Annotated in this window: 20 protein-coding genes and 3 pseudogenes; 12 read left to right on the forward strand and 11 right to left on the reverse strand. The window is 44.2% G+C overall.

What is annotated here, in order from left to right; all coding sequences use genetic code 11:
• The 5 genes and pseudogenes from F461_RS19430 to F461_RS19435 all read left to right on the forward strand — a co-directional run.
• On the forward strand, window positions 1-1,740 hold a 1,740-nt coding region (locus F461_RS19430), incomplete at its 5' end, for a calcium-binding protein (protein WP_019999212.1).
• Between the two features lie 75 nt (window positions 1,741-1,815).
• On the forward strand, window positions 1,816-3,141 hold the full coding sequence (locus F461_RS0100565; protein ID WP_162139275.1) for a TolC family protein: 1,326 nt from the start codon (window positions 1,816-1,818) through the stop codon (window positions 3,139-3,141).
• Window positions 3,134-5,245, forward strand: a complete 2,112-nt coding sequence (locus F461_RS0100570) for a peptidase domain-containing ABC transporter (protein WP_019999214.1) — start codon at window positions 3,134-3,136, stop codon at window positions 5,243-5,245. Before F461_RS0100565 ends, F461_RS0100570 begins: the two co-directional genes overlap by 8 nt.
• A complete protein-coding gene (locus tag F461_RS0100575; protein ID WP_026364536.1) occupies window positions 5,242-6,564 on the forward strand; it encodes an HlyD family type I secretion periplasmic adaptor subunit in 1,323 nt (440 codons plus the stop codon). Before F461_RS0100570 ends, F461_RS0100575 begins: the two co-directional genes overlap by 4 nt.
• Window positions 6,565-6,632: 68 nt before the next feature.
• Window positions 6,633-6,814, forward strand: a pseudogene (locus F461_RS19435) (hypothetical protein); the annotation flags it as partial.
• 279 nt (window positions 6,815-7,093) lie between these two features.
• Here the strand turns inward: F461_RS19435 and F461_RS0100580 are convergent.
• The 7 genes and pseudogenes from F461_RS0100580 to F461_RS16645 all read right to left on the reverse strand — a co-directional run bounded on the left by F461_RS0100580 (window position 7,094) and on the right by F461_RS16645 (window position 14,573).
• Window positions 7,094-8,305, reverse strand: a complete 1,212-nt coding sequence (locus tag F461_RS0100580) for a dimethylsulfonioproprionate lyase family protein (RefSeq protein WP_019999216.1) — start codon at window positions 8,303-8,305, stop codon at window positions 7,094-7,096.
• 285 nt (window positions 8,306-8,590) lie between these two features.
• Window positions 8,591-10,258, reverse strand: a complete 1,668-nt coding sequence (locus F461_RS0100585; protein ID WP_019999217.1) for a cytochrome b/b6 domain-containing protein — start codon at window positions 10,256-10,258, stop codon at window positions 8,591-8,593.
• 23 nt (window positions 10,259-10,281) lie between these two features.
• Window positions 10,282-10,755, reverse strand: a complete 474-nt coding sequence (locus tag F461_RS0100590) for a cytochrome c3 family protein (RefSeq protein ID WP_019999218.1) — start codon at window positions 10,753-10,755, stop codon at window positions 10,282-10,284.
• A 29-nt stretch (window positions 10,756-10,784) separates the two neighbouring features.
• Window positions 10,785-12,446, reverse strand: a complete 1,662-nt coding sequence (locus F461_RS0100595) for a flavocytochrome c (RefSeq protein WP_211211846.1) — start codon at window positions 12,444-12,446, stop codon at window positions 10,785-10,787.
• Window positions 12,436-12,777, reverse strand: coding sequence for a YbbN family protein (locus F461_RS0100600; protein ID WP_019999220.1), 342 nt, complete (start codon window positions 12,775-12,777; stop codon window positions 12,436-12,438). Before F461_RS0100600 ends, F461_RS0100595 begins: the two co-directional genes overlap by 11 nt.
• Before the next feature lie 266 nt (window positions 12,778-13,043).
• Window positions 13,044-13,163 (reverse strand): annotated as a pseudogene (locus F461_RS19610) (helix-turn-helix domain-containing protein); the annotation flags it as partial.
• Window positions 13,164-13,181: 18 nt separating this feature from the next.
• Complete coding sequence (locus F461_RS16645; RefSeq protein WP_051089181.1) at window positions 13,182-14,573, reverse strand: sigma-54 interaction domain-containing protein; 1,392 nt, start codon at window positions 14,571-14,573, stop codon at window positions 13,182-13,184.
• Window positions 14,574-14,731: 158 nt separating this feature from the next.
• Here F461_RS16645 and F461_RS0100610 point away from each other — a divergent pair, with 158 nt between their 5' ends.
• A complete protein-coding gene (locus F461_RS0100610) occupies window positions 14,732-15,823 on the forward strand; it encodes an NADH:flavin oxidoreductase (protein ID WP_019999221.1) in 1,092 nt (363 codons plus the stop codon).
• A gap of 260 nt (window positions 15,824-16,083) precedes the next feature.
• Here F461_RS0100610 and F461_RS19440 read toward each other — a convergent pair.
• Window positions 16,084-16,524 (reverse strand): annotated as a pseudogene (locus F461_RS19440) (transposase); the annotation flags it as partial.
• Between the two features lie 194 nt (window positions 16,525-16,718).
• Here F461_RS19440 and F461_RS19115 point away from each other — a divergent pair.
• From F461_RS19115 to F461_RS0100630, 3 genes are all read left to right on the forward strand, one after another.
• On the forward strand, window positions 16,719-16,910 hold the full coding sequence (locus F461_RS19115) for a hypothetical protein (RefSeq protein WP_143154867.1): 192 nt from the start codon (window positions 16,719-16,721) through the stop codon (window positions 16,908-16,910).
• Window positions 16,911-17,240: 330 nt separating this feature from the next.
• Window positions 17,241-17,873 (forward strand): YagK/YfjJ domain-containing protein, encoded by a 633-nt coding sequence (locus F461_RS18375; protein ID WP_019999223.1) that lies wholly within the window; start codon window positions 17,241-17,243, stop codon window positions 17,871-17,873.
• A gap of 272 nt (window positions 17,874-18,145) precedes the next feature.
• Window positions 18,146-18,538, forward strand: coding sequence for a hypothetical protein (locus tag F461_RS0100630; RefSeq protein ID WP_019999224.1), 393 nt, complete (start codon window positions 18,146-18,148; stop codon window positions 18,536-18,538).
• A 47-nt stretch (window positions 18,539-18,585) separates the two neighbouring features.
• On the opposite strand, the gene F461_RS0100635 is transcribed toward F461_RS0100630, so the two are convergent.
• The gene (locus F461_RS0100635; RefSeq protein WP_019999225.1) at window positions 18,586-19,320 is read right to left on the reverse strand and encodes a Fic family protein; all 735 of its coding nucleotides are present in this window, start codon (window positions 19,318-19,320) and stop codon (window positions 18,586-18,588) included.
• 718 nt (window positions 19,321-20,038) lie between these two features.
• Between F461_RS0100635 and F461_RS0100640 the strand changes: the two genes are divergently transcribed.
• From F461_RS0100640 to F461_RS0100650, 3 genes are all read left to right on the forward strand, one after another.
• On the forward strand, window positions 20,039-21,976 hold the full coding sequence (locus F461_RS0100640; protein WP_019999226.1) for an ATP-dependent nuclease: 1,938 nt from the start codon (window positions 20,039-20,041) through the stop codon (window positions 21,974-21,976).
• Entirely contained in the window at window positions 21,973-23,646 is a 1,674-nt protein-coding gene (locus F461_RS0100645; protein ID WP_019999227.1) for a UvrD-helicase domain-containing protein, read from the forward strand. The genes F461_RS0100640 and F461_RS0100645 overlap by 4 nt, the downstream gene beginning before the upstream one ends.
• 353 nt (window positions 23,647-23,999) lie before the next feature.
• A complete protein-coding gene (locus F461_RS0100650; RefSeq protein ID WP_019999228.1) occupies window positions 24,000-25,265 on the forward strand; it encodes a tyrosine-type recombinase/integrase in 1,266 nt (421 codons plus the stop codon).
• Here the strand turns inward: F461_RS0100650 and F461_RS0100655 are convergent.
• Window positions 25,262-25,540 (reverse strand): hypothetical protein, encoded by a 279-nt coding sequence (locus F461_RS0100655; RefSeq protein ID WP_019999229.1) that lies wholly within the window; start codon window positions 25,538-25,540, stop codon window positions 25,262-25,264. The genes F461_RS0100650 and F461_RS0100655 overlap by 4 nt on opposite strands.
• 66 nt (window positions 25,541-25,606) lie before the next feature.
• Window positions 25,607-25,950 (reverse strand): hypothetical protein (locus F461_RS0100660; protein ID WP_248642536.1); only part of this gene is annotated, 344 nt, incomplete at its 5' end.

Consider the following 25,950-nt stretch of genomic DNA (forward strand, 5'->3'; position numbering starts at 1 on the left):
TCAGCAGGCGATACGATCTCCGGCGGTTCCGATAATGACACCATCAACGCAGGCGGCGGTAACGACATAATTATCGGCGGCTCCGGTGATGACATAATTACTGGTGGTACAGGAGATGATTCGATTACTGGTGGCTTTGGAAGTGATACCTACATCTTTAATCTTGGTGATGGCCATGACACTATTCATGAAACTAGTCCTGATAGTGGAAGCCAATGCATAGATATCTTGAAATTTGGTGTGGGTATTTCACTTGAGGATTTACGATACCACGTTGATGGCGATGATCTTGTTATTAGCTTTAGAGGTAATGATAGTGACTCGATCAGAATAGTGGGAGCACATACGGATCAGGCTGCAAGAATCGAGCTGCTTAGTTTTGCAGATGGAACAAGCTTAGACATTTCTTCTGCACAGCCGATTACAGAACTCACTGATCAGGCTGATTTCTTAATGCTTTCTCCTGACCATACCTCCATTATTAATGGTAATGGCGGCGATGATTTCATTATGATGTCCGGTTCAGCTATGAATATTATAGATGGCGGACTTGGTGCTGACAAAATATTCACTGGTACTGGTGATGACATTTTGTACGGTGGTGCTGGTGATGATATCATTACTTCAGGAACTGGTGTTGACTATCTGAATGGCGGTTCCGGGGCAGATACCTTGACAGCCCAAGGAGAAGCAACATTTGTTGGCGGTGTTGGTGATGATGTTATGCTTGGTGGATACTTTGGTGACACCTATGTTTTTAACAAAGGTGATGGCCAAGATATCATCCGAGATAATGCTTCCCTGAATAGTGATGCAAGTAACTATACTGATACCATAAGGTTTGGAGAAGAAATCTCTATTGAAGATCTTAGATATCACGTTGAAGGAAGTGATGTTGTTATCAGCTTTAGAAACGATGAGAGCGATTCAATAAGAATCGCCAATGCTCAGGCTGATTCTAAATCTAGAATTGAGAAGCTGAGCTTTGCAGATGGAAGCAGTTTTGATCTTGGTTCTGCGCAGGAGATTACTGAATTGACGGAAGAGGGTGACTTCTTAGTGCTCTCTCCTGATCACACTTCCATTATTAATGGTAATGGTGGAGATGATTTCATCATGACGACCGGTTCAGCTATGAATATCATAGATGGCGGACTTGGTGCTGACCAAATATTCACTGGTACTGGTGATGACATTTTGTACGGTGGTGCTGGTGATGATTACATTACATCAGGAACTGGTGTTGACTATCTGAATGGCGGTTCCGGAGCAGATACGTTGACAGCGCAGGGAGAAGCCACATTCGTTGGTGGCGTCGGCGATGACGTAATGCTTGGTGCACATCTGGGTGATACCTATATCTTTAATAAAGGTGATGGCCGAGATGTTATCCGGGATAATGCTTCTATGAATAGTGACGCTATAAATCATTCTGATACCTTGAAATTTGGTGAAGATATCTCAAAAGATGACTTTGCGTTTTTCATGGACGGTGACAATTTAGTTATCGGAGTTGGAACAGATGACCAGGTGACGATTGCCAATCAAGCGAACTCGTCTATGGCTATTGAAAGTATTCAACTTAACTCAGGGTATTCTCTTTCTTCTGCTGAGATAAATCAGATGGTAGCTGATTTGTCTAATTATGCATCAGAACATGGCCTTGATTTTACATCTGTTGAGGATGTGAAGAATAGTCAAGAGCTTATGAATATCATTACTGCTGCCTGGGATAACTAAAATGTAGCTCGCCACACTGTTTTCGTGCAGTGTGGCGAGCTTTTTCCGTTAGCTAGAGAGAAATACGTGCAAACTGTGTCCTATTCTAAAAAAGCTGTACTCATTCTACATCTTGGAATTCTCTTTATAACCTTGTTTGGAGTAACAGAGTCTTATTGTAAGATTATCACTCTTGATACATTAGAAAAGCAAGCAATAGAGCATTCACCTGATCTTGATAAATATTTTATAGAAACAAAACTGCAACAGGAGCGTTTAGAAGAGCAGCAATATGATTTTTACCCTACTTTACGCGCACAAGGTAACTCTGAGTACTCTTCTGATCTGAGTGATGGGTGGGGCTCTGTTGTTTCAGTAGGTGACGTGGTGCAGTCTACAGGAACAAAGTATCAAAATTCAATGTCAGTACGTACAAACTATGTTCTTTACGACTTTGGCATTCGGGTTCAAAAGGAACTTGCATTAAAAAAAGCAATTCTTGCTTCCAAATCGACTGCACAGGCAGAAATACTAAAGCTTAGGCTGAATGTGTTACAAACATACTCGGCGGCCATGTCTCTTTCAGAGCAAATTCATAATTTACAGAAAATAATTCAGTATACTTATGAGCTAAAACAGGTCTACGACCGTCTACTTACCGCTGGTAAAAAAGGGCCTGTCGATACGGCAAGGCAGTATGTTGAGTTAAAAAGAAAAGAGAATGAACTCTCTTTACGGGAATTTGAGTTCGATAAGAAGCTTGAAGAATTGAGCTTTTACACCGGCGCTTCTTTTTCCTCTGATATTGAATTTTCAGAATTACCAAGGCCGGATCTTACAGACCTTTTATTTGATATCGATAAACACCCAAGCGTGGAACGGTATTCTTATGAACTTTCCAGTAAACAAGCTGAAACAGCCGCAGCTGAAGGTGAATATTTTCCAAAGTTATCTTTGTACGGTTCATATTTGCTGTATGGCTCAGATAATGAAGATATGGTGAAGTCATATGAAGATATATCTGAATCTAACTTTAAGGTCGGTGTTTCATTGGTAATTCCTCTATCGGATGCATTACGTAATAAACATAAAGTACAACAGTCACAACTTGCTGAACAACGTATTCGTGCTGAAAAACGTAAATTAAAAGAGCAATTACAAACAGAACTGAACATTAGTCAACGGCAGTATAAGTATCTGGTGAATGACCAAAAACAAAAAAAAGAAATGGTAAATATTCTCGAAAAAGAACTTACTATGCTTGATCGCTTGAAAAAAGCTAAAGAAATAGATGCAGAAATTGCAATTCGTCGAAGTATTGTATTACTGGAACAGAAAACAGCTCTCAATAAAAGTGTTATAGAACTATCACATGAATTGTTGCGTTTGCAGTACCAGATGGAGGCAACAAATCATGAATAGTGGCTTAGTATCGCTTGAGGTCGTTGCGCGCATAAACAAAGTGCGCATCGATGTACCTAATATTGTTCGCGAGCATTGCATTTCTTCTGATGACATTGCTAGTGATGAGCTTGTCCGAATTGCTAAGCGCCTGGGGTTGCGTGCTAAAAAGAAAAATATTTCGCTGGATAAGTGTCATAAAAAGTATCCGTATCCAATTATAGCACAGGCAAAGGATGATACTTTTTTTGTTGTGCTGGGATATAAGGAAGATGAGCAATCTGTTCTTGTATATATTCCAGCAGAAGGAGCAACCCGCTCTGTTGCCATGGAGGAATACAGCCAGCTGACAACGGATCGGTACATTATTTTAAGCCATCGACTGTTATCGGAGTCTGTCCGATTTGGTCTGGGGTGGTTTTTTAAAGAAGTTATTAATGCAAAAGGTATCATGGCAGAAATTCTGCTAGCCTCATTTGTTGTTCAACTTTTTGGCTTGGTAACCCCACTATTCACGCAAGTTATTCTCGATAAGGTTCTCGTGCACCGGGCAATGACTACGCTTAAAATCCTTGCGATTGGCTTTATTGTAATCGCAGTGTTTGAGTACGTGTTAAACCTTGCACGAAACTATCTTTTTACTCATACAGCAAACAAGATGGATGCCAAACTTGGCGCACAACTATTCCGCCATCTGCTGTCATTGCCCTGTCCTTACTTTGAATCCAGACGGGTAGGGGACACAATTGCACGTGTTCGCGAACTGGAGAATATTCGTAATTTTGTTACCAACAAAACAGTATCTGTCATTATTGATCTCGTTTTCTCAGTAGTTTTTGTCGTAGTCATGCTTATGTACAGCATGCAATTGACGTTCATTGTTTTGGGTTTTGTTGCGGCCATCGGCCTCCTTTATCTCTGCATTACCCCTGAGCTTCGAAGACGGTTAAATACTAAATTTGAAATGGGTGCTAAATCCAACTCATACCTTGTAGAGTCGGTAACCGGCATCCAAACGGTTAAATCGTTGGCGATAGAAGGAAGCATTCAGCGGAAATGGGAAGATCACCTTGGTCATTATGTTCATTCTAACTTTAAAATGACCAATATGAGTAACATTACAAGGGGGACTGCCGGTTTTCTGCAGAAATTAATGACGATTTCGATTCTCTATTTAGGAGTTCGGTTAGTACTGGACAATGAGCTTACTATTGGGCAGCTCATTGCATTTAACATGCTTTCCGGACAGTTCGCTGGACCGGTATTGAGATTAATTGGTGTTTGGAACGAACTTCAGCAAACGCTTCTTTCTGTCGAGAAATTGTCTGACATTTTGAATCACCCATCTGAAATCCAGAGTGAAAACGCGATCGTACTGAATAAGCTGGAAGGTCATGTAGTTTTCGATAACGTTCAGTTCAAATATGCTCCGGATGCCCCGATGGTTCTTAATGGAATTAATGTTAAAATACCTGCGGGGTCATGTGTCGGCATTGTTGGTAGAAGCGGAAGTGGTAAGAGTACTGTATCAAAGCTGATACAGCGGTTGTACATGCCTTCTTCCGGCAGTGTGCGTATTGATGATGTTGATATTAACCATGTAAGTCCAATATGGCTACGAAGTAATATCGGTGTAGTACTTCAGGAAAACTATCTTTTCAGCGGTACTATTAAAGAAAATATTGTGATGGGGGCACCTAATGCTTCCATGGATCTTGTCCTCCATGTAGCCAAGGTTACCGGTGTGCATGACTTTGTGTCGCGAATGCCTAAAGGATATGACTCCGAAGTGGGAGAGCGAGGCGAAGGACTTTCTGGCGGACAGCGTCAGCGTATAGCAATCGCTCGTGCGCTTATTACCGACCCTCGTATTTTAATCTTCGATGAAGCTACTTCTGCACTTGATGTTGAGTCAGAGCTTATTATTCGCAGAAACCTGCATCACATTGCCAAGGGTAGAACAATGTTCATCATTGCTCACAAAATTTCTATCGTAAAAAAATGTACTGTCATTTTAGCCATGGATAATGGGGAATTGGTTGAGGCAGGCACTCATGATGAGCTTATGCGCATTCCAAATGGCTATTACAAGAAGTTATATACATTGCAGGAGTGCATAGATTGAGAATCTTAAAATTTTTGTCACGAGATGACAGCCATTATTTCAAGCCAATCCTAACTGAAATAGAAGAGACACCACCCAATCCACTGGGATCATTGGTTCTCTGGGTTATCATCACAATTATCTTTGTGAGCATTATCTGGCTTACATTCGGCGAAACGGAAATTGTTGTTTCCGGACAAGGCAAGTTTGTTCCTTCTGGAAAGGTTAAAATTGTGCAACCGCTGGAGACAGGAGTTATCCGTAAAATACTTTGCGACCGTGGTGATGAGGTTACGAAGGGGCAATTGCTCGTTGAGATCGACCCTTCCGCAACCGACCCGGCAATAGAATCTTTACGGGAAGAGCTTAAGACATATGAGATAACTATTATGCGTCTTGAGTCTCTTGTTTCTGGCAGTCCTTTTGTTCCTGATGAAGAAGTCTTCGGAAAAGAATCTGTTCAGGTTCAGCGCGACATATACACTTCATTGCGCAATGGACATCAGAAACAGATTGCAGCAAAAAATGATGAATTGCAGAAGTCAAAGCAGCAGCTTAAATCGTTCGCTTTAGAAAAAGAAGGGTATAAGGATTTGTTGGTTACCTACGAAGAACAAAAGCTTCGTCTTGACCCGATAGTAGATATTATCCCTCGCAATGAGTACAACGATCTGCTGCGGAAAATTTTGCAGAATAAAATTGCGTCGAACAACGTCAGCGCAAAAATAAAAGAAGTCACAACAAATCTCGAGCTATTGCAGCACCAAAAGGAAGCATTGCAGTATGATTTTATTAACAAATTAAGTGAGGAACTTGCAGAGTCCTCCATGAAACTTGCTTCAACAAAAGCTCGTTTAGATCGGATTTCTTTTTCCAACAAAAAACAGAATATTGTTTCTCCTGTTACAGGCGCTATTAACGAAGTATTTATTACAACAGAAGGCGGCGTAGTTACTCCGGCAGAAAAATTAATGTCTATTGTTCCTAAGAATAGTCCTTTGATTGTAGAAACTAAGGTGCTGAACAAAGATGTTGGTTTCATCGAAAAGGATATGCCCGTTACTGTCAAAGTTAATGCCTTTACGTACCAACGGTATGGTACTCTTGAGGGAACTGTAAGTCAGATTTCCAAAGACAGTATTAAAGATGAAAAGCTTGGCGAGATTTACAAAGTATATATATCAGTTAATGACCCTCGTCTGAAGGTTGAAGGCGAGATGGTACCTATGAGCTCTGGTATGACAGTACTTGCTGAAATCAACGTCGGTACAAGACGGCTTATTGAGTTCTTTATTTACCCTCTTATAAAATATCTGGATGAGGGATTAAGCGTTCAGTAACCCTTTAGATTATATAAAAAGCCCTTCAGTTATTTTCTGAAGGGCTTTTTGATATTGTTATATTCAAATTTCACACAACCCCAAATCAACTGATTTCTCACAGGAAATTTAAAATCAAGCATGAAGCCGAATTGGCTCTATTTAACGATATCAAGGTGTACTCAATCGAAGACGGCGACATTCGAGCAATGACTGGCTTTCCCCTGCCACTTTTGAATATCGCAATAAACAGTATGACCCTGTGGCTTAACTTTGTGTCCACATTTTTGTTGTAGGATCATCCGCAGACTGTTCGCAAATTTGCGTACAAAACTCGGTAGTTTTGAAATTGAACCGAATGAAGGTAGGCCTCATGAATCAAGGGGGGGGCTGGGGATTTCTGTGGAAAAAATGATCTCTTGCCAGACAATTGAGGCTCAGCAGGTGGGACTGTGAAATATATAAAAAGAAAGGGGTTGAATCTTGCAACCCAGCCCCTTTCTTTTACAAGGAGGACAGGCAAGAGGGGCCCTGTCCGAGGGCTGCTGTTTTATGGTTTCCAGCGCTTGGTATGAGCGTGAACATGTGTATCAGGCAAAATTCTTTTTGTATTCTTGTCCGCTGGGACAGATATCTGAGTAGTCTGATTATTGTCACGCGCGGTTGTGCGGGCCCAGACACTTACCCAACCGCTATTTTCTAAGTCTGTATTCTTTTCATCTCCAGCATAAAATGCATGAAGCGCATTACGTTCAAGGTAGATAAGCCAGTTGTCTTTTTGATCTGCGCTCATGTACCAGTCTTTCCATTTGCCTTCGCCTTTAACCTCTACGTCAAAACCGTCTTCAGTGCGGGCAGCTTCAAACTGCTCACTATCCCAATCCATTAGCATGAACTGGTTCTGGCGCGGGTGTGCAGGAGTGGTCAAAGTCATGTAGATTTCTTGAGGATGATGAAAATGCACAGGGTAAGATGAATTATTCAGCTGTGCTGTCATGCCGATTTCTGCCCCGACTGTTTCCCCGTCAATGGTATCGATACGCAAATTACCCCATGGCCCCATCACTTCGGCATAGAGGTAACCACCACGAATATCTTTGTTCCATGCCTTTTTGCTTTCAGCATAAAAAGGAATCCAGCCGACAGAAGACCAAAGGTGAGGCAAGCCCTTAATAGTGATATCTCGGCCAAAATGGTCAGAGCTGTCTGTTTTAGCGGCAATCGCAACGAAGTTTTTGTTGAGTTTAATGCCAGCCTTTTTGATTTCAGGATCTTTTACCTTTTCGAAGTAATCAACAGCAATTGGACGGTTCAACCACTTAGAGACCGGGGAATAGTTCTGAAGTTCCCTGCTAGGAGTGTAAAGCTTAGTCCAACCATTGGAATTGCTTAACTGTGGATCGAAGCAGCGCTTAGCCTTTTCCGGATTGGCAAGAACTGCTTTGACGTGCTTGATCATCAATTCAACATCACGTTTCTTGGTAATACATTCTTTTTCGGGCTTACCTGTCTCAGAATTATAAGAACTGACTACCGCTTCCGCAGAATCAAGGCATAGTCCGGTGGGAGTTTCAAGAGCTTTTACATAGGCTTCAAGGTAGGTAAGAGTGTCATTCCAAAAAAGGTCTATGTTGCGTTGCTCTTCCTTTGTCCATTTCTTTTCAGTAACATCCAGACAAACAAATTCTGCAGCAAAAGCAGCTTTGCCAGCCAGCATTGAAAGAAGAATACCTAGTGTCAATATACGTACAAATTTATACATCTTTCTATCCTTATGCTTTTGTCTTAAAAGACGGGGCTGAGCCAGACTTGACTTAGCCCCTTCCTTTTGCGAGGTGGCAGAGAATGATGGATCTGCCGGTATGAATATTGTGGTTTACGCTATTCAATCATCCTACCGGTTACCAGTAACCTATTCAGCAGATATCAGATAAGATGCTCTTCCAGTTTATCTGAGAGAAGGGGCTGAACCTTGCGGTCCAGCCCCTTTTTTTCACGAGACGACAGGTAAGAGAGCCCTGTCCGGTAGGTGTATCTATGGCTAACGTTATTTTTTCATCTTACCTGTTACCATGCTGCGGATGAGAGCAAAGATGCTTTCTCCTGTGGTGCAGAGGTAGAGGTGTATGACGATGAATAGAACCATCAGGAATGCAGCTCCGATGTGTACCAGTGATACACACCACTTGCCGTCTATGCCCATCAGTTCTTGTGGAATAACTTCAGGGATAAACAGGGCCAGTCCTGATGCGATAAGTACCGGGAAGAGCACAAACAGCACTGACAGGTAAGCACCCTGCTGTAAGGGGTTGAGGCGTTTTTCAGGATTATGCCCAGCGGGGTTCTCCTGCCCTTTATAGATGCCCAGCATGTAGTACTTGGCCTGCGCAATGCTTGCGGAAATAACATCCGCACGCGGCAGATACTGCTTAAGCTGTCCGCTCAGGATCAGATAAAGTAAGTACAAAATCCAGAGTGCAACAAGTCCCAGTGCAAGGTATGCGTGGGTGGATTGCGCAGACTCGAAGTGCATGCCCACCCCGAAGTGCATTGCAAATCCACTGACAATAAGGATGGCAAACAGAACCGCATTGATCCAGTGCCATACTCTGACCGCAAGAGGGAACATGGTTACAGTCTCACCGTCGGCGTGGACAGCTTTTGTGCCTGCCATACGTAAGGCCGCGTGTACTGCGATCAGGAGCAACATGGCAGCCAGAATCTGGACGAACTTAGTGTTCAACCACGGAGTCTGGGTCACGCCTATAACGTATTTGTCATCCAGCAGACGGGCGTTCATGAAACCGAGTATGGAGTCCGCTTCGCCCATGCTTGCTTTGATTGCTTCGCCGTTTTTCTTTTGCAGCTCTGCGTCATCGAAGAGCCCTTTGTTGACCATGGAAAAGGCGCGCTGTTCACTGCGGTATTTGTTAAGTTTGTCAGTCATAGCGGATGACTTGGAATGACAACTCTCGCAGTTTACTTTTATATCCTTCACTTCCATAATCACGTGCACTTCTGTGCCATCCTTGCCGCCGTGGCAGGATACACAACTGACAGATTCAAAATGCTTTTCTTTGTTGGGCAGAAACCAGTGGCCCATTTTCTGGTCGAGCAGTTTTTTATCGGTCAGCTTCTGGTAGCCGCGCAGGTCGGAGTGGCACCTGAAGCAACGTTTGTTTGTCTCGGCAACACTTGATGCTATTTCTTCAGTCCTTGCCGGGAGATGGAAAGTATGAGCATCATGGCAAGATGCGCAGCTGAATTCCTTACCTTTCTTAACTATGGCCTTGGTATGGTAGCTGCGGTCAACCTGTTCGTAGATATCCTTGAAGTAATTGCCGTGGCAGGACTGGCAGTCCATAGGCTTTTTGTTTTTGAATTTATGGGGTGCACTCGCAAAAGCGTCTTCAGTTGCACCTTCGTGACAACTTTGGCAACTTTGCCCGCTATGCACGGAGTTGCGGTAGTCCACCTCATCAACATGTAGCTGAAGAGTGCGGCCCCGGTCAGTTACCCATTTTGCGGTAATCTCAGCATCACCATGGCAGGAGAAGCATTTCTGATTCTGCTTCAGCGCTCCTTGGCGCAACTGGGCGGCCTTTGAGTATAATTGCTCTGAATGGGCGGCTGTACCGCCCGCTGCATGGACTACTCCAGCCATAAATAAGGCAAGAGTTAAGACCAAACAAACAGATGCCTGTTTGATAAACATGCGAAATTCCTCCTGATTAATGCTTAAGGCACCTGGTAATCAAAGTGGTGGCAGTTTTTGCAGTAAAACTCAGATTTACCGTGCTCTTTATGACAGGTGTCACAGGGGAGTTCCTTGGCCCAGTGCGGGGAGTTATGCGGATTGGGTTCAAGTTTTTCAGTGCGCTTGGCGACATCTTCGGGAGTGCCATGGCAGTTGGCGCAATTGCGAGTATCCGGTGGTGTCGTTGGTGCTTTCACACCGTGGCAAAGCTCGCAGTTAGCACCGTTCTGGTGAACCTTTTTGTGGTAGCTTTTGACTGGAAGTTTGCCGAAGACTACATCGTCAATAAGGTCGATAGTGAACTGTTTGGTCTTGTGCTGCTCCATATCAATTTCGGCAACACTCTTTTCTTTTTCAGCGTTATCTTGTGCGCGCAGCGCGTTGGGTACAATGAAAATTCCCATTGCAAGCAGAAGTAGAATCGCCCCCAAGGCGACAGATGTTTTCTTAATCATGATATTGCCCTTCAGTATCTATAAATCAATTAGCTCGGCTCATTACCAGCAACGCTGTTGCCGGCGATACGTCCCATGACCAGGCAGTCGGTGATTGCGCAACTGCCGAGACGGCTTGCCCCGTGGGGACCGCCGGTTACTTCGCCTGCGGCATAGAGGCCGTTGATAGGCTTGAAGTTCTGGGAATGAAGGACATGGCCTTTTACATCTATTTCTACGCCGCCCATGCAGTGGTGCACTTTTGGCCAGCCGCGAACGGCGTAAAAAGGCGCTTTCACGATCGGAGTTGCGGTGCTCAGCGGTTTGCCGAATTCTGGATCGTGCTTGTCCGCAACGTATTTGTTGTAGTTACTGATGGTTTCGGAGAGCTTGGCAGCCGGTACTTTGTAAAAATTAGCCAACTGTTCGATGGTATCGAAACCGTGCACAACCTTGTATTTCAGGCAGCGATCCAGAGTTGGGCAGGCTTCTGCGCCTTTGCTGTCGACGATGATGATCGGGTAGTCGGGAGAGCCGTTAGCGTCTACTTTCTTGAGCATGGCATCGGCGCGGGTTTTACGGTCAGCCAGTTCATTTACAAAGCGGGTTCCGCTGGAACGGTCAACCATTACACCGTAACGGAATCCGGATTGGATGTTGAACATGGAGGCAACACCGAATCCCTTTTCGTCCGGGGAAGCCCACGGGCCGAGCTGGATGAGAGACATCTGTACGGGAACGGCCCCGGCACGAAAGGCCGCGCGCATGGCTTCGCCTGTTGCACCGAGTTGGTTGGTACTGTCGATCTTGCCGGCCAGGCGGGGATCCTGAGCAGCACGGAATTTAGCATCCTGACTGAATCCGCCAGTGGCGAGGACCACACCTTTGCGGGCGCGGAACATGCGGATCTGTCCACTTTCTTCGTTCGGGAAACGATAACCGTCGCGGGCGCGGATGCCGACAATGCGTTCATCGTCGTCGACGATGAAGTCGAGCATTTTGCAACCGGTGCGCAGAACAACGCCTTCAGCACGGGCGGTATCCACCAGCGGACGGACAATGCCGGAACCAGAAGCATTGTGTGTCAGGTAGGTACGGGCTACGGAGTGTCCGCCGAGCCATGAAAGTTTGGGCTTGAACACAGCACCGCACTGGATAACAAAATTGTAGGCATCGATGGAGCCTTCGGCGATCTTTTTGGTTATTTCAACATGGTTGATGCCGCGACCAGCCTTGAGCATGTCGTTAACCATGGTTTCAATGCTGTCTTTAACGCCTTCTTTTTTCTGCAGTTCACTGCCTGCAACCGCAAAAAGGCCGCCGTTGATGCAGGAGTTGCCGCCCAGCACGCGCATTTTTTCAACGACCATAACATCGAGGCCCTTGCGGCGCGCTTCAATGGCTGCGGACAATGCGGCAAAACCGCTGCCGATAACCAGCACGTCAAACTCACCGTCCCACTTTGTGGTCGGTAGTTTGGAACGAACTGAAGGGGCTTTTTCACTGGCAAGACTGCCGGTCGCACCAAAAAGGACAGCTCCAGCCGTCACGGCGCCTCCATTCATGAGCAGCTTACGACGGGACATCATATCTGCTTTACCTTTTGTACCCTTAGAATCAGGCATACACACTTCTCCTTTAAAATTCACTCTAAGTCTCAGTGGACAGCACAGTTTCGTTGCCACAGTCCTCCAACCGTGATTACAATGCAACGTCACCCGCAGGTCCGCTCGCAAGCTCCCTGAGGTCTTCGAAGTCTGCTGATCCGAGAAAGCGGCGTTGTTCCTCTCCGGCGAAGAAGAGCAGGAAAGTTGGACTCCCATCCAATTTCAGTTTCTTCTCAAAGTATGAACCGTATGCAGGATTAAGGATTGCACAGGTAACGCGTTTGGCAGCCGATTGTGCAAAATCCGCAAGAATCTGCATCTGCCTGCTTGAGATCAGGTCATCCGAAAGATATCCCACCAGCAGTAGGCCCATGCTTTCTTCAAGCAGGGAGTCGTACTGGTCGGGAGTCAGCACTTTACATCTGTTAAGAGTCATGGTTTACACTCCTGCGTTACTGTAGCAGTTCGCGTGCCATAATTTAAAGTTGAGCATATGTTTCTGATTTAAAAGGTTAATTTAAAAAGATGACTATGGGTTGGCTTTGCATAAATTATTCTTTGTTACATAATTCACATGATGTGTAATATGCAATGTGTAATGTGTAACGTGTAATGTTACAGTTTGTTTTACACTTTGTGTTACCTTAGTTATGTAATGAAATTTGACTGTCAAGAAAAGTGTAACGTTAACCTGTAACGGATTTACTGCTCGGAAATCCCGACCTGTTTCATCCAGCGGTAAAGGGTCGGGCGGCTGATGCCCAGAATGCGCGCTGCTCGAGCCTTTTTCCAGCCCGCCTGTTCAAGTGCATCGAGTACCTTTTGCTTATCAAAACTTTGTCACTTTGCTGATGTCTCGTTGACAGCCGTCTCGAGTGTGGATTGGGGCAGTTGTTTCGGCTTCTGTTGCGGTATAGGGGAGGCGGGCAGGCAATTGCAGCTAGCCTTAAAATTCTGCGGAAGATGGATGCACCGCAGCATTTCTTCAAGGCATAAAATGGTCGCGTATTCGATGCAATGACGCAGTTCACGAACATTACCCGGCCAGTCGTACTGCATGAGCGTATCCAGTAATTCCGGGGAGATGGATTTAATTGAGCGGCCCAGTTCATGGTTGAAGAGAGTGATGAAATTTTCAATCAGCAAGGGGATGTCCTCCTTGCGTTCGCGCAAGGGAGGCATTTCAATCTGGAATACATTGAGCCTGTAGTACAGATCCTTACGGAATGAGCCGTCATGAACTTTTTGTAACAAGTCGGCGTTTGTGGCGGTCACAACGCGTACGTCGGCTTTACGCGGCTTGGTGCTGCCTACCCGCTCGTATTCCTTGTATTCAAGAAAACGCAATAGTTTTAGCTGGATAGAAAGAGGAAGGTCGCCGATTTCATCAAGGAAGAGAGTCCCTCCTTCGGCTGCGGCAACCCGGCCTTCGGAATCGCGGCTGGCTCCAGTAAAGGCTCCGCGCACGTGCCCAAAAAGTTCGCTTTCCAGCAATGATTCCGAAAGGGCGGCACAGTTTACTTTGACAATTCTATTCTCTGCTCTGACCCCGGTATAGTGCAGGGCGTCGGCAACTAATTCCTTGCCGGTGCCGGACTCCCCGGTAATCAACACTGTGGTAGCAATGTCCGAAAGGCTGTGCACCAGAGCGGCAACCCTTTTCATAACGTCGCTTTTTCCGACCATGTTGTTGAGCAGTTTGCGGTCCTCAAGCTGCCGCTCCAGAACCGCGAGTCGGGTCATATCCTTAATGACCAGAACAGCACCTCCGAAGCTATATTCTCCGGTGCGTAGGGGGGCAGCGTTGAGTTCCAGCTTGCATACCTTGCCCTCGGGCGTGGTCGTATTTACCCGGAAATGGGAGGTCAGCCTGCCCAGCTCCAGAGTCTGGCGGATTACGCTGTTGTACGGCGCGGAATCTTTGCCGAAACACTGCTCAAAAGTCTTCCCTTTGTAGTCCGCTAGAAAACCACCATAAAGGGAAAGGAAAGCCGCGTTGGCAGAAAGGATGCGTATCCCCTCGTCCACAGTGACAATCGCATCCGGGATGCTGTTAAATGAATTCTCCAGATTTAAACGCAAGCGATAAAGTTCATTGGTACTCTTCTGGAGTTTCTGTTGAGCAGTTTCCAGTGTAGTTCTAAGGAGGTGTTGAAGATCCTTATCACGCACTTCATCAATGCGTTTTAACACATCGGCTATATTTAATTGATTCGGGTCGGGGTTTTTCATGTCGGCTCTTAATTGGGTATTTATTTTTTTCTATGAGAGCAAAGAATTTGAGTCAAGGATCAGGCACAGTAAATGCAACATTATTCCGAAAACAAGAATCAAAGTGTAACATATTAGTGTAAAGTTTTGATTCTAACAATTTCATATTAGGAATAAAAATGAAGACTCTCTTTGAAAAGTGTAAACTCGGTTCGCTGAATCTTAAAAACAGGCTGGTCCGCAGTGCCACCTGGGAAAACATGACCACAGAGAACGGGCGCATGACTCCCCGACTTTACGAGATATATAAAACCCTAGCTGAAAATGAAGTGGGGCTGATCATCACCGGGTACGCCAATGTGGTGGCTGAAGAGCAACCCAATCCGGGTATGATGGGCATTTACGATGATTTTTTCATAGCCGATTATCGCAGACTAACTGACATAGTACACAAACACGACTCCAAAATTATCCTCCAGATTGCTTATGGCGGGACAAAAACTACTTACAACGTGGGCGAACGGACGATCTTCGCGCCGAGTAATGTTCCCGAGAGAAGCACCGGTACCTGCGGTATGCCCATGACTAAGGATGAAATCAAGTCTATCATCAAAGCTTTTGCCGCTGCCGGGAAAAGGGCCAAGGAATCCGGTTTTGATGGGGTTGAAATCCACGCAGCTCATACCTACCTGATCAACCAGTTTTTGAGTCCGTATTATAATAACCGCACCGATGAATACGGCGGGTCATTGGAAAACCGCATGCGTTTCATGGTTGAAATATACGAAGCCATGCGCAAAGAAGTAGGTGCAGACTACCCGATTCTGGTCAAGCTCACCGCCAGTGAGTTCTTTGAGGGCGGACTGACCTTTGATGAAACAAGAATCATTTGTATCAAGCTGGATAAAATGGGCGTGCAAGGACTGGAGATTTCTGGCAACATCCACGGCAAGGCCAAATCCATGGCTGGTGAATTTTTTGATGGTCATGAACTCAAAAAACAGGGCTACTTTGTCGAATATGGCGACATCATCAGCCGAGATGTGGATATTCCGGTCATTACCGTGGGCGGCTTGTCACAACCGGATCATATCGAATCCATACTTAACGAAACGGAGATTAAACTCTTCGGCCTCTCCCGCCCGCTACTAGCAGAACCTGACCTGTTCAAACGCTGGAAAGAAGGTGACAGGAAAAAAGCCAAATGTGTGCACTGTTCCAATTGCAGGCATGATGACGGGAATTATTGTGCTGTGTTTATAGATAAATAGTGCTTTGATTTTGATGCGGAAGGGAGTTTGAATAACAATCTCCCTGTCCGTAAATTGTCCGCAAATCTGTGTACAATACTCTGTATTTTTAGGTGCTTTTGGAAATAGGCTGAAATAAGGGTAGGGCACATGAATCAAGATATTACAGGGCGTCCCGGCGGAAAAAATGATCTCCCGTCAGACAATTTTTAATCAGTAGCTCGGCGGTTCAATTTCGGTTGTTGGTTTCTGTAAATATAATGGGTTATAGTGTTTTTGCTATAAACCTTTTTATGGTTCCATGAATGAGTATGACGTAACGCACGAAAGCATTTCCAAAATCACCAGCGAGGCTGCTTTGTTATCAACTCATTCAGGGCATGAATTGCATCCTCATCTGACCGGATTTGTCGAAGCCGATAAAACGCCGTCCGCGAGAATCTCACACAGGCACAATCTCGAGAAATCGAAAGTTTGTGCTCAGCAACAAGAAATAGAACTACTTCACGTCTACAGGACGGCACTAAAGCTTTTTTCCGACGAAGATCCTTCAGAGCACGATTTTCGAGCGTCATATCAGCGTACATTCGTTTTAGCTGCGACAATTTATGTTCCATATCTTTCAACCGCTTCAGGTCTGAAGCCTGCATGCCGCCTTACTTCAACTTCCAGTTATAATAAGTTGCATCTGAAATTCCATGTGCACGACAAATGTCTTTCACGTTGCTTTTCATTAACGCGTGATTTCTTCATAGATACCTGCTGACTGCGTTATGCCAGAAAACTCTATTTTTGACTTATGTCTTTTTAAGGGAAGACCTCAACACTGCTGGATAAAGCAGAACAAATTGGAACGGTTTCAGGTGGTATTGCTGGTGCTACTACCGGATGTCTAAGTGATACATCTGGAGCGGAATTGGGAAGTGCACTTGGTAGAATGGTTCCTGCTGTTGGCCCTGTGATTGGCTCTACTGCTGGAGCGCTAATGGGAGCGTTGGCTGGTTTGGTTGTAGGGACAACTGTAGGGCGTTCTGTTGGAAGGCAAATTGATACTACTATTTTGAAAGAGTATGTCTGCAGAAATTGTGGTTGTGAATTTAAGTTGTAGTTGGAAGAGGAGTCAGTATTGGCTCCTCTTTTTGTGTTAAGGTGCCAATCTCTTGTATGTATATAATATACGAGAAATATTTCCGTCAAATTTATTTGTGTTGTTTTACATAGAAACGACATTGTGAAGTTTGTCGTATTTAATTCTTTGTAGCTCTTACTTTGCTAGGTAAATAGGTAATACCTAAATAAGAACTCTTTATTATTTTTTCTAGAGAAGAATAAAGTAAGCTTGAAAGATAGCAATAGGACTTATGACTAACCAACAGAGTTAGTCATTTTTTTTTATTCTAATAACTAGATTAGATAACAGAAAACAAAGGAGTAAAAAATGAAGCATAAAAACGTAACTTATGATTCCACTTACAAGGACCTTCCAATCAATACTGATTTTGAAAAAGATCAAGGATGTATTGAAGAAATACTAGAGAATATAAAGGGGATTCTTGAATCCCAATTCATAAAACATAACAAGGTACTTGTTGTCCGTTTTGACTTACGTTTCCCTGCTGGATATTCAGCGTCACTTGATAATCATGCGATATCTACGTTTTACGATACGTACATTCGTAATTTAAGTCGTAATGGCTCTAGTCCAAAGTTGCTTTGGGTTCGTGAGCAATCTCGTGAGAAGCATCAGCATTACCATTGTATGCTTACTGTAAATGGCAATAGGCATCAGGCTCCACATACGCTCTTAAAAAAGGCTGAGGAACACTGGAATCGAGCTGTAAAAGTTGCTCCAAGCCCCCAGGGGTTAGTGCATTACTGTCATAAAGACCGTCAGGGCAATTCTGTTACGAGTTACTACAACTTCCGTCGTAGTCAGGATAATTTTGAGGACTTATATGCGAAATGTTTTTATCGCTGCAGTTACTTAGCCAAAGTTAATACTAAAGGCTATGAACCGAAAGGTAAGCACATGTTTGGGTGTTCTCAATGGAAGCATATGCCAATAGGATGATGACGGAAAAAAGTAAGGAGTATTATATATCCTGAGAATCATCTTCACATATGTGTGTCGTTTTAAGAGTCCGGATGGAGTTTATTGCTCTGTCTGGGCTCTTACTTTGTAAACATAGTGGTTGCAGTGAGTTGGGTAGATATGTACTGCGTGCTGTTTAGAGTGCTTAAAGCTTAACTTAGAACAGCACAGCAGGTAGAAATTACCTCGTAACTCAGCCTGTTAACTTTATGCGTGAAAGACGTATTCACGTTCATTAAGAGGAAAGTGTGATGAGAAGACAAAAGTACTCAAGCTACTTAACCTGTCATGATGGCATGTTCTGCCTAAACTATATTCCGATTGGTAACAGTATTGAGTTTAGAGTTCTTGAAATAGAATTCTGGCTGCTGAAATGGGTTGATGGACAGGTCGTAAAGCGCCGCAAGTTAAAGCCTGGAGGAAGGTGGCCTGAAGGTTACTCAATCTCAGCTGACTTGATTATTACTCTGGACGGAGAAGACGTATGTTTCACTCTTTATGGCCAAGCTGTGGATTTGATACCTTCTCCATATCTGGATCAGGTTCCAATGGGGGGCGGGATTGTGCCTCATGACGCTTTAACGCATGCGACATGTCAGTCTGTGGACGGAAGGAATATGATATCGCTTCAATGCATTACGTAACACACAAGGTGAAATCTCATTTCCGAGGTCTCACCTTGTATATTCTTTTATCTTACGAGGCGTAGATATTCTTTTTGAGCTTCAATGTGGCAGCGAAGAATAAAACTAACGAAGTCAGAGTCATCAGTATGTGCTTTTTCTAAGCTTGCAATGTATTCGCTGCGAAGAACGGGTGGGATAATTGTGATGAGGTGCCCAGCCTGAATAAGTAGTAAATTCATAAGCAGTCTGCCAACTCTACCGTTACCGTCCACAAAAGGATGGATAAACACAAATTCTTTATGGGCTTGAGCAGCGAAGACGACAGGATGTAGTTCTTTTTTCATTGCAGGAAGTTTGTTGAAGAACTCGGTCATTAAAGGCTGCACTTCAGCAGGCTTTGGAAAGCTATATTTTGACCCTGATAGAAAGATTCTCTTGTCTCTGTAGATCCCTGCCTGATCTTTATCCACACGGCCATAAACTAAGCTATGGATTTTAAGTAGATCTTCTTCAGATAGTAATTCGCTTGATGCAATATCGTGAATGAATGAGAAAGCTTCGCTATGCCCCAATACTTCCATATGTTCTTTAATGGATTTACCACCAATAGTAAGCCCATCCTCGATAATAACCTTCGTTTCACTTTCAGTGAGAGAGCTGCCTTCAAGGGCGTTACTGCTGTAGGTTAAGCCGATTCGATAGTATTCTTTAAGCTGTAAGATCTCATCTTCATCTAAAGGGCGAAGTGACTTTATTTCGTTTTGGAGATCGTCAATTTTTTTTAGTTCGTTGGCGAACATTTTTTTTCCATTTTCTTTTTAAGAGATTAAAAGAAATTTTAATATAGCAGTTTGTCTATTGAGACGCTAGCTGTGAAAATGAGTTACTTTTTATCCTCCCCCCCCTACCTGGAATTGTGCATTTTGACTGTTTTTTAAGGGGGAGGGGGTGATAAAATGTGGAGATATGCCGTGCTGAGGGCGCAAGTAAAGACCCTAATCGACTAACAGCAAGCTGTGACTGACGCTCGTGCATAACCCGCATCACGCCAAGGCCGACAAAAGTCGAAAGGTTGGATTGTTATAGTTAGTTTAAAGAGTCTCTTGTTATCCTCCTTGGTAAAAAAATGGATTCGGTTCCTCTATTCAGAGAGATTGCTACATATTAGGTCCTCCTTAAATTTAGTCTTCATACTACCTCCTTTGAATAAATTCTGCATATTGGTCCCTCCTATGACTGAACATGCTGTGGTTTTGTTGTTTCGTATCACAATGCGTTGAAGAGAGAAAAGCGGAGTGGGAAGGATTGGGGAAGTAGGGTGACGGTTTTATATGGTAACGGGTGGAATAGTTTGTAAGTGGGGGCTAGCTTAAAGTAGGAGTTCCTTGTAGAGGGGACTTAGCTTTATGATGACGTTTTTAGTAATGACAATAGGGTATTATATTGCATTGTCGTGCCACATGCAGATTTGTCTTTTTATGCATTTGATAAGCTGAACCAGCTGCTCCAAGGATAACTATGAAGTTAGAACGACTACGAATTTCAAATTTTCAATGTTTTGGGCCTGAACCTACTGAGATCGAACTTGAGAAGGTCACAGCATTAATTGGACCGAATGGTGCTGGTAAGACTGCAGCTCTGCAGGCTTTGAGTAGAATGTTTGCGTTTGATCCAGCGCTTAGAAAGATACAAAAATCGGATTTTCATAGGCCTGTCGGGCAGGAGCCAGTAGGTGAGTCTCTTTCATTTTGGGTAGAAGCCGATTTTATAGTTAATGAACTTAATAACGATGATCCAGAAGGTGAACATGCTGTGGCTGCTCATTTTCAGCATATGCGTTTAAATGCCCCTGAAGAGCTACCTATGGTTCGATATAGGCTAGATGCAGAACTTAACATTGTCGGTGAAATAGAAGCTTCTTTGCATTATGTGTCGAATATAAAACCTGACGGTACGTTTGATAAATTTTCTGTAAGCAAACTTGATCGTAATAATATTCAACTTCATTACTTACCTGCGAGAAGAGACCCCTCTGACCACATCGCGTATGGCGTAAATACTGTTATTGGTCGGATTTTAAGGGCTGTTGAGTGGAAGGCACAGCAAAGTGATGTTGAAGCACTAGCCTGCGATGCAGCTGAGTGTCTTGGGGAAAATACAACAGTAAGTTCATTTAATGAACTTTTAGAAAAGTATTGGGGACGACTGCATAAGGGAGCGTTTTTCAAAGATCCCAAGATGAGTTTTGGAAGCAGTGATATTGAATCCTTTTTAAAGCATCTTAGTATCCTTTTTAGCCCAGGGCATGATGAAGAGTTTGTTGAGTATTCTCGTTTGAGTGATGGCCAAAAGTCTCTCTTATATATTGCTTTGGTCTTAGCTTCTCATCGATTTGGACAATCTGCATTAGCTGGGGGTGAAGAAGGATTTGATGTAGATAAAATGCGTCCGGCAGTGTTTACCATTTTAGCTGTAGAGGAGCCCGAGAATAGCCTGGCTCCTTATTATTTAGGTCGGATCATAGACGCACTTGAAAAGCTTGGTAGAGATGATAGCTCGCAGTCTCTTATTGCAACTCATGCCCCTTCTGTCTTGAAAAGAATTGAACCAGAGCAGGTGCGTTATTTTCGACTCGGTCCTAATCGTACTACATATGTCAAAGAGATTGTGATGCCTGGTAAAGAAGATGAGGCTCATAAGTTCGTAAGACAGGCTGTTATGGCATATCCAGAGGTTTATTTTGCAAGAGTGGTTGTCCTTGGTGAGGGGGACAGTGAACTGCTAGTATTGCCAAAGCTTTTTGAGGCTAAAGGGATGCCTGTTGATCATTCAGGGATAGTTGTCGCCCCGCTAGGTGGGCGGCATGTGAACCACTTCTGGCGGCTTTTGTTCGCTCTTGGGATTCCTTTCGTAACACTACTTGATTTAGATGTTGCAAGATATGGTGGTGGATGGGGGCGATTAAAGTATGCTTATAATGAATTAAAAAAATATAGACCCTCAGATGATCTTTTTGAGACGCTTGATGACAAGTATATCGAAGCATGGAATAGTCAGAAGCATTTAGTTCGAAATTATTTTGAGATTAATACTCATGACAAAGTGGTTAATGATTTTGAGGAGGCAAATATTTATTATTCTTCACCGTTGGATCTCGATTTTTCTATGCTTTGCTGCTTTTCTGCAGAGTATGGTGCAAAGAGTGCTAGGTTACCTAACAAGGCAACCATTAGGTCAGTACTAGGCAAAGGGTACTTTAAGGCAGCTCAGTATAGAGTAGAGGAAAGAAAATTTTTTGAATCATATCATAAGTTATTCAAGGTAAACAGTAAGCCTGCGACCCATATAACAGCCTTAACTAATATTGAAAGTGGGAAACTCTGCGATACTATGCCTTCTTTTTTATCGCGACTTATAGATAAAGTTAAAAATCTCCTTGAGGAGGCTCCAGAGTGATCGATGTAGCTGGTTGGAAACCTTCAGGGGTTGAACAGATGGAACCGGCTGCATTAAGTGCCGCAACATCGATTGAGGGGAGCCTGCTGCTAACTGCTGGACCAGGGGCTGGAAAAACAGAAGTATTGGCTCAACGTGCAGGCTTTTTGTTGCAAACAGGACTTACCCGCTATCCTAAAAGAATTTTGGCAATTTCTTTTAAAGTTGATGCAACAAGAAATATAAAAGATCGGGTAATCGCTCGATGTGGTTATGAAAAGTCAACTCGCTTCGACTCTTTTACCTTTCATGGCTTTGCACTGATGCTTATTCAAAAATTTAGGCCCGTTCTAACAGGACGAGAAGCACTAGATGTAGACTTCACTGTTGGTGATGTGAGAGTTGATCGTAAGCAAATTACTTTTTCAGATTTTTTGCCGCTAGCAATATCTATACTTCAGCAGTGTGAGTATGCAGGCAGGGCGTTACGAGCAACATATTCTGATGTCTTTTTGGACGAATTTCAGGATTGTACAGATAGGCAGTATGAACTGTTGCAGCTTGCTTTTAAAGGTAGTTCTTCTCGTGTGGTAGCCGTTGGTGATTATAAACAGAGGATAATGGGATGGGCTAATGCGTTAGAGGGTGTTTTTGAACAATATCGTGAAGATTTTGAAGCTAATGTCTCTCGTCTTTATATGAATTTTCGCTCAAAAAAACGCTTGAGGCGAATGCAAAATGAGATTGTACAAGTTTTAGAGCCTGAGGCTGTTCTTAAAATGGTGGCAGAGGATCAAGAAGAGGGGACGGTTGAGATTTGGCACTTTGATAATTGTGCTGAAGAAGCGATCCAAGTTCGGAAACAGATACAGACTTGGATAGAAGAAGGTTTGCCCGTTTCAGAGATTGCGATAATTGTTCGGAGTGATTTGAAGTATTATTTGCAAAAAGTAATGAGCGAATTAAGCCAACATGAAATCCCTTTTCGAGATGAACATGAGAATCAAGACTTGATCCACCAACCAATCTTTACTCTTATCATTGATTACTTATTAATTCTCTTCGGTGATAGAGAACCTGAAGCTTGGTCTAATTTTTGGGAGACTATAAAAATAATAACTCTTGATGTTGATTCAGAGAGTTTTGCCCAAGAGATTAGAGACCATCTCAATGGACAATGTAAGAAAGTTAAGAATTCTAGGGAGGAGTTTCTTGATTTTGAGAGTAAATGGACTCTCGTTAGAGAATTATTGAATAAGTTAAAGCATCAAAGACTAGCTTTGTTGTCTTATGAATATCAAAAGCTGCCGAGACTTCAAGAACTTGTTAAGCAGGCCAAAGACCTTATTGAAGTAGATGATGAGATGGATGACTCTTTTGTTATGGCTTTGCATGCAGTTGGCGATATTAATGCAGTAAGGCTATTAACAATGCATAAGGCGAAGGGGTTAGAGTTTGAAGCGGTGATTCTTCAGGCTGTGGAAGCAAACACTTTTTGGGGGGATGACGTCGATGAAAACCTGTGTACATTCTTCGTAGGGGCTTCAAGGGCTAAAAGCCATCTAGTTTTGACTCATTGCTCTCAGCGTGAACGTCCAGAGGGTTTTCCAGTTAGAAGGCCTTGGACACAACGACGAACTCCACAGAATGAATATCTTGGCTATGCTCGTGCTGTAATTCCAGAAGATTGATACTGAGATCTCTAAAAAAAGGTTAGGAGAGCTGCGGATAGTGTTTGATCGCTAATTATTGTTTTGAGCAAAAGGTTGTACAGAAGTTGTACAAAATAAAAATTCCAGAATTTGAAAAGTAAAAAGGCACTCACGTATTTCTACGTAAGTGCCTGTTTTTACATGGTACCGAGAGGGAGACTTGAACTCCCACAGCTGTAAAGCCGGCGGATTTTGAATACCTTCCCAACGGGTTTGTAGGTGTGTCTTGCTGTGTTAGATGTAGTAATAGCAGTATGTTGAGTTGAAAGGTGTGTGGCATGTTGTGTCTTGACCATGTAAAAAAGCGGGGGCATAACGGGGGAGAGGTGAGCATGATGAAAGCAAAGAAAACATGGTTCCGGGTGAAGGGTGCAAGAGGCATCCGCTACTATGAGCTTGAAGATCGCAAGCACCGTAGCCGCCCTGATAAATACTTCTGCGTCCGTTGGTATCGCAACGGCAAAGAGCATGAGGAAGGGCTTGGCTGGTCCTCTGAAGGATGGACGGCAGCCGAGATCACTCGCATGCGCAACCAGCTCCAGCAGAACTACAAGCAGGGAGAGACGCCCACCACCTTTAAGGAGTTGATGGAGCAGCGCGAGGAGAAGAGACGGGCAGCCAAGGCCGTCGAGGAAGAAGAAACCCTGCGCGCTATGACCTTCCGTCAGTTCTTCGAGGAGCACTTCATTCCGTGGAAACGGGACAGGAAGAAGCGGCGCAGCTGGGCGGACGACGTCAAGCGCGCCAACCATCGTATTCTGCCTTTCTTGGGTGAACTGCCCCTCAACTCCATTACACCCGATCTCCTGCATGAGTTCATGGATAGCATGTATGAGGATAATCTCAGTGACGGCACTGTCCTGCATCATATGGCCGTGATCCGCCAGACCTTCAACAGAGCGACCGTTACCACTGTGGATGGAAACGTGGTGTTCACCGGACTGTCTCCAATCGCCAGCGTGGAACTGCCCAAGCTTTCCGATAACTGCAACGCCCGCGAGCGATACCTCACAAAAGAAGAAGCAGATCTTATTTTGCGTACATGTAGGAATAATTCTGAGAACGCTCCCCGAACTACGGGTAAGGCGTCTTGGTTGGATTTGCATGATGCTATTCTCCTCTCGCTCACAACAGGCTTGCGTATGGGTGAGATACAGCGCCTAGAATGGAGCGATATAAACTTTTATGGCAAAACATTAGTGGTGCGAAAATCTACCAGCAGAAAGCCCGGTGGAACTATCCCGCTAAACAGCAGCGCAATAACTATGTTGAAGGATCGTAAGACTCGCAGCGAACGTGCAGCGCTTGTGTTCCCTCCGGTTTTTGGCGGGAAGAAGCGCGAAAATTTCTCACATCTGTTTAAAGATGTAGTGGACTCTCTAGGCTTCAATGATGATGCAACCTCAGAGAGTCAGCGCATAGTGTTTCACAGCTTGCGGCATACCTTCGCGAGTTGGCTTGCAATTGCTGGTGTAGATATTTACCGCATTAAGTCGCTTATGCGGCACAAGACTCTTGCAATGACCCAGCGCTATGCCCACCTGATTCCGGACGATAGCCGCGAAGCTGTAGAACTGCTTTCTGTTGGCACGGACTAGGCAGCAATTCCTTTTATTTCCACCAGACCGAAACGACGTATTCCGTATTCAATAAGATCGTCACGGCGGTAGAGCACCTTCCTGCCGGATGTAAACCGCTTGCGTGGGCCAGTGCCGTTACTGTCATCTTTTTTGATGGTGTTCAGCGTCAGCCAGCCGCCAGTCAGTTTTGCAATTTCGGTACGGCAAACGATAGCAGGAAGATGGTCAGTAACCATTGCTTTAAATTCCTTCTCATCCTCATTCAGCGGGCGTTCCCAATCTACTTTATTCATGATCTCTCCAGTTCGTTAGAAATTGACGTTATATTAGGCGATAAAAATAAAAATGTGATGTGTAGGTTAAGCTGCGGGATCATGATGCCCGCCACCGCATACTCTTCTGGCCAATTCATTACGTTCGGCAGTAGTCAAACAATCTGCGGCCAATGCTCTGCGCTTTAGCGGAATAACAACGTGGCCTGTAAGCTTCAGCTTGTTACGGTGCCGTTCATCAATCTGGGCAATCATGCGGTACAGGTTGCTAATGTTCAGCTGATCTTCCACACAAATCCCTTCCTGCTTCGCAAGCACTCCAACAGAGTTGCGAACGCATTCCAATTTACGACGAACAATAACGGATGGATTCATCATGATGCTTCCTCCTGCACTGCGTGCATTGCGATAATAAGTTCCTGATAACGGGC

Source organism: Halodesulfovibrio aestuarii DSM 17919 = ATCC 29578, from assembly GCF_000384815.1.
Taxonomy (GTDB): domain Bacteria; phylum Desulfobacterota; class Desulfovibrionia; order Desulfovibrionales; family Desulfovibrionaceae; genus Halodesulfovibrio; species Halodesulfovibrio aestuarii.

What these genes read in the sequence shown, in the direction of transcription:
- F461_RS0100655 (WP_019999229.1), bottom strand. Translation starts at nt 25,540, where the DNA reads ATGAATAAAGTAGATTGGGAACGCCCGCTGAATGAGGATGAGAAGGAA.
- F461_RS0100590 (WP_019999218.1), bottom strand. Translation starts at nt 10,755, where the DNA reads ATGATTAAGAAAACATCTGTCGCCTTGGGGGCGATTCTACTTCTGCTT.
- F461_RS0100600 (WP_019999220.1), bottom strand. Translation starts at nt 12,777, where the DNA reads ATGACTCTTAACAGATGTAAAGTGCTGACTCCCGACCAGTACGACTCC.
- F461_RS0100580 (WP_019999216.1), bottom strand. Translation starts at nt 8,305, where the DNA reads ATGTATAAATTTGTACGTATATTGACACTAGGTATTCTTCTTTCAATG.
- F461_RS0100650 (WP_019999228.1), top strand. Translation starts at nt 24,000, where the DNA reads ATGATGAAAGCAAAGAAAACATGGTTCCGGGTGAAGGGTGCAAGAGGC.
- F461_RS18375 (WP_019999223.1), top strand. Translation starts at nt 17,241, where the DNA reads ATGAAGCATAAAAACGTAACTTATGATTCCACTTACAAGGACCTTCCA.
- F461_RS0100585 (WP_019999217.1), bottom strand. Translation starts at nt 10,258, where the DNA reads ATGTTTATCAAACAGGCATCTGTTTGTTTGGTCTTAACTCTTGCCTTA.
- F461_RS0100630 (WP_019999224.1), top strand. Translation starts at nt 18,146, where the DNA reads ATGAGAAGACAAAAGTACTCAAGCTACTTAACCTGTCATGATGGCATG.
- F461_RS16645 (WP_051089181.1), bottom strand. Translation starts at nt 14,573, where the DNA reads ATGAAAAACCCCGACCCGAATCAATTAAATATAGCCGATGTGTTAAAA.
- F461_RS0100635 (WP_019999225.1), bottom strand. Translation starts at nt 19,320, where the DNA reads ATGTTCGCCAACGAACTAAAAAAAATTGACGATCTCCAAAACGAAATA.
- F461_RS0100570 (WP_019999214.1), top strand. Translation starts at nt 3,134, where the DNA reads ATGAATAGTGGCTTAGTATCGCTTGAGGTCGTTGCGCGCATAAACAAA.
- F461_RS0100610 (WP_019999221.1), top strand. Translation starts at nt 14,732, where the DNA reads ATGAAGACTCTCTTTGAAAAGTGTAAACTCGGTTCGCTGAATCTTAAA.
- F461_RS0100640 (WP_019999226.1), top strand. Translation starts at nt 20,039, where the DNA reads ATGAAGTTAGAACGACTACGAATTTCAAATTTTCAATGTTTTGGGCCT.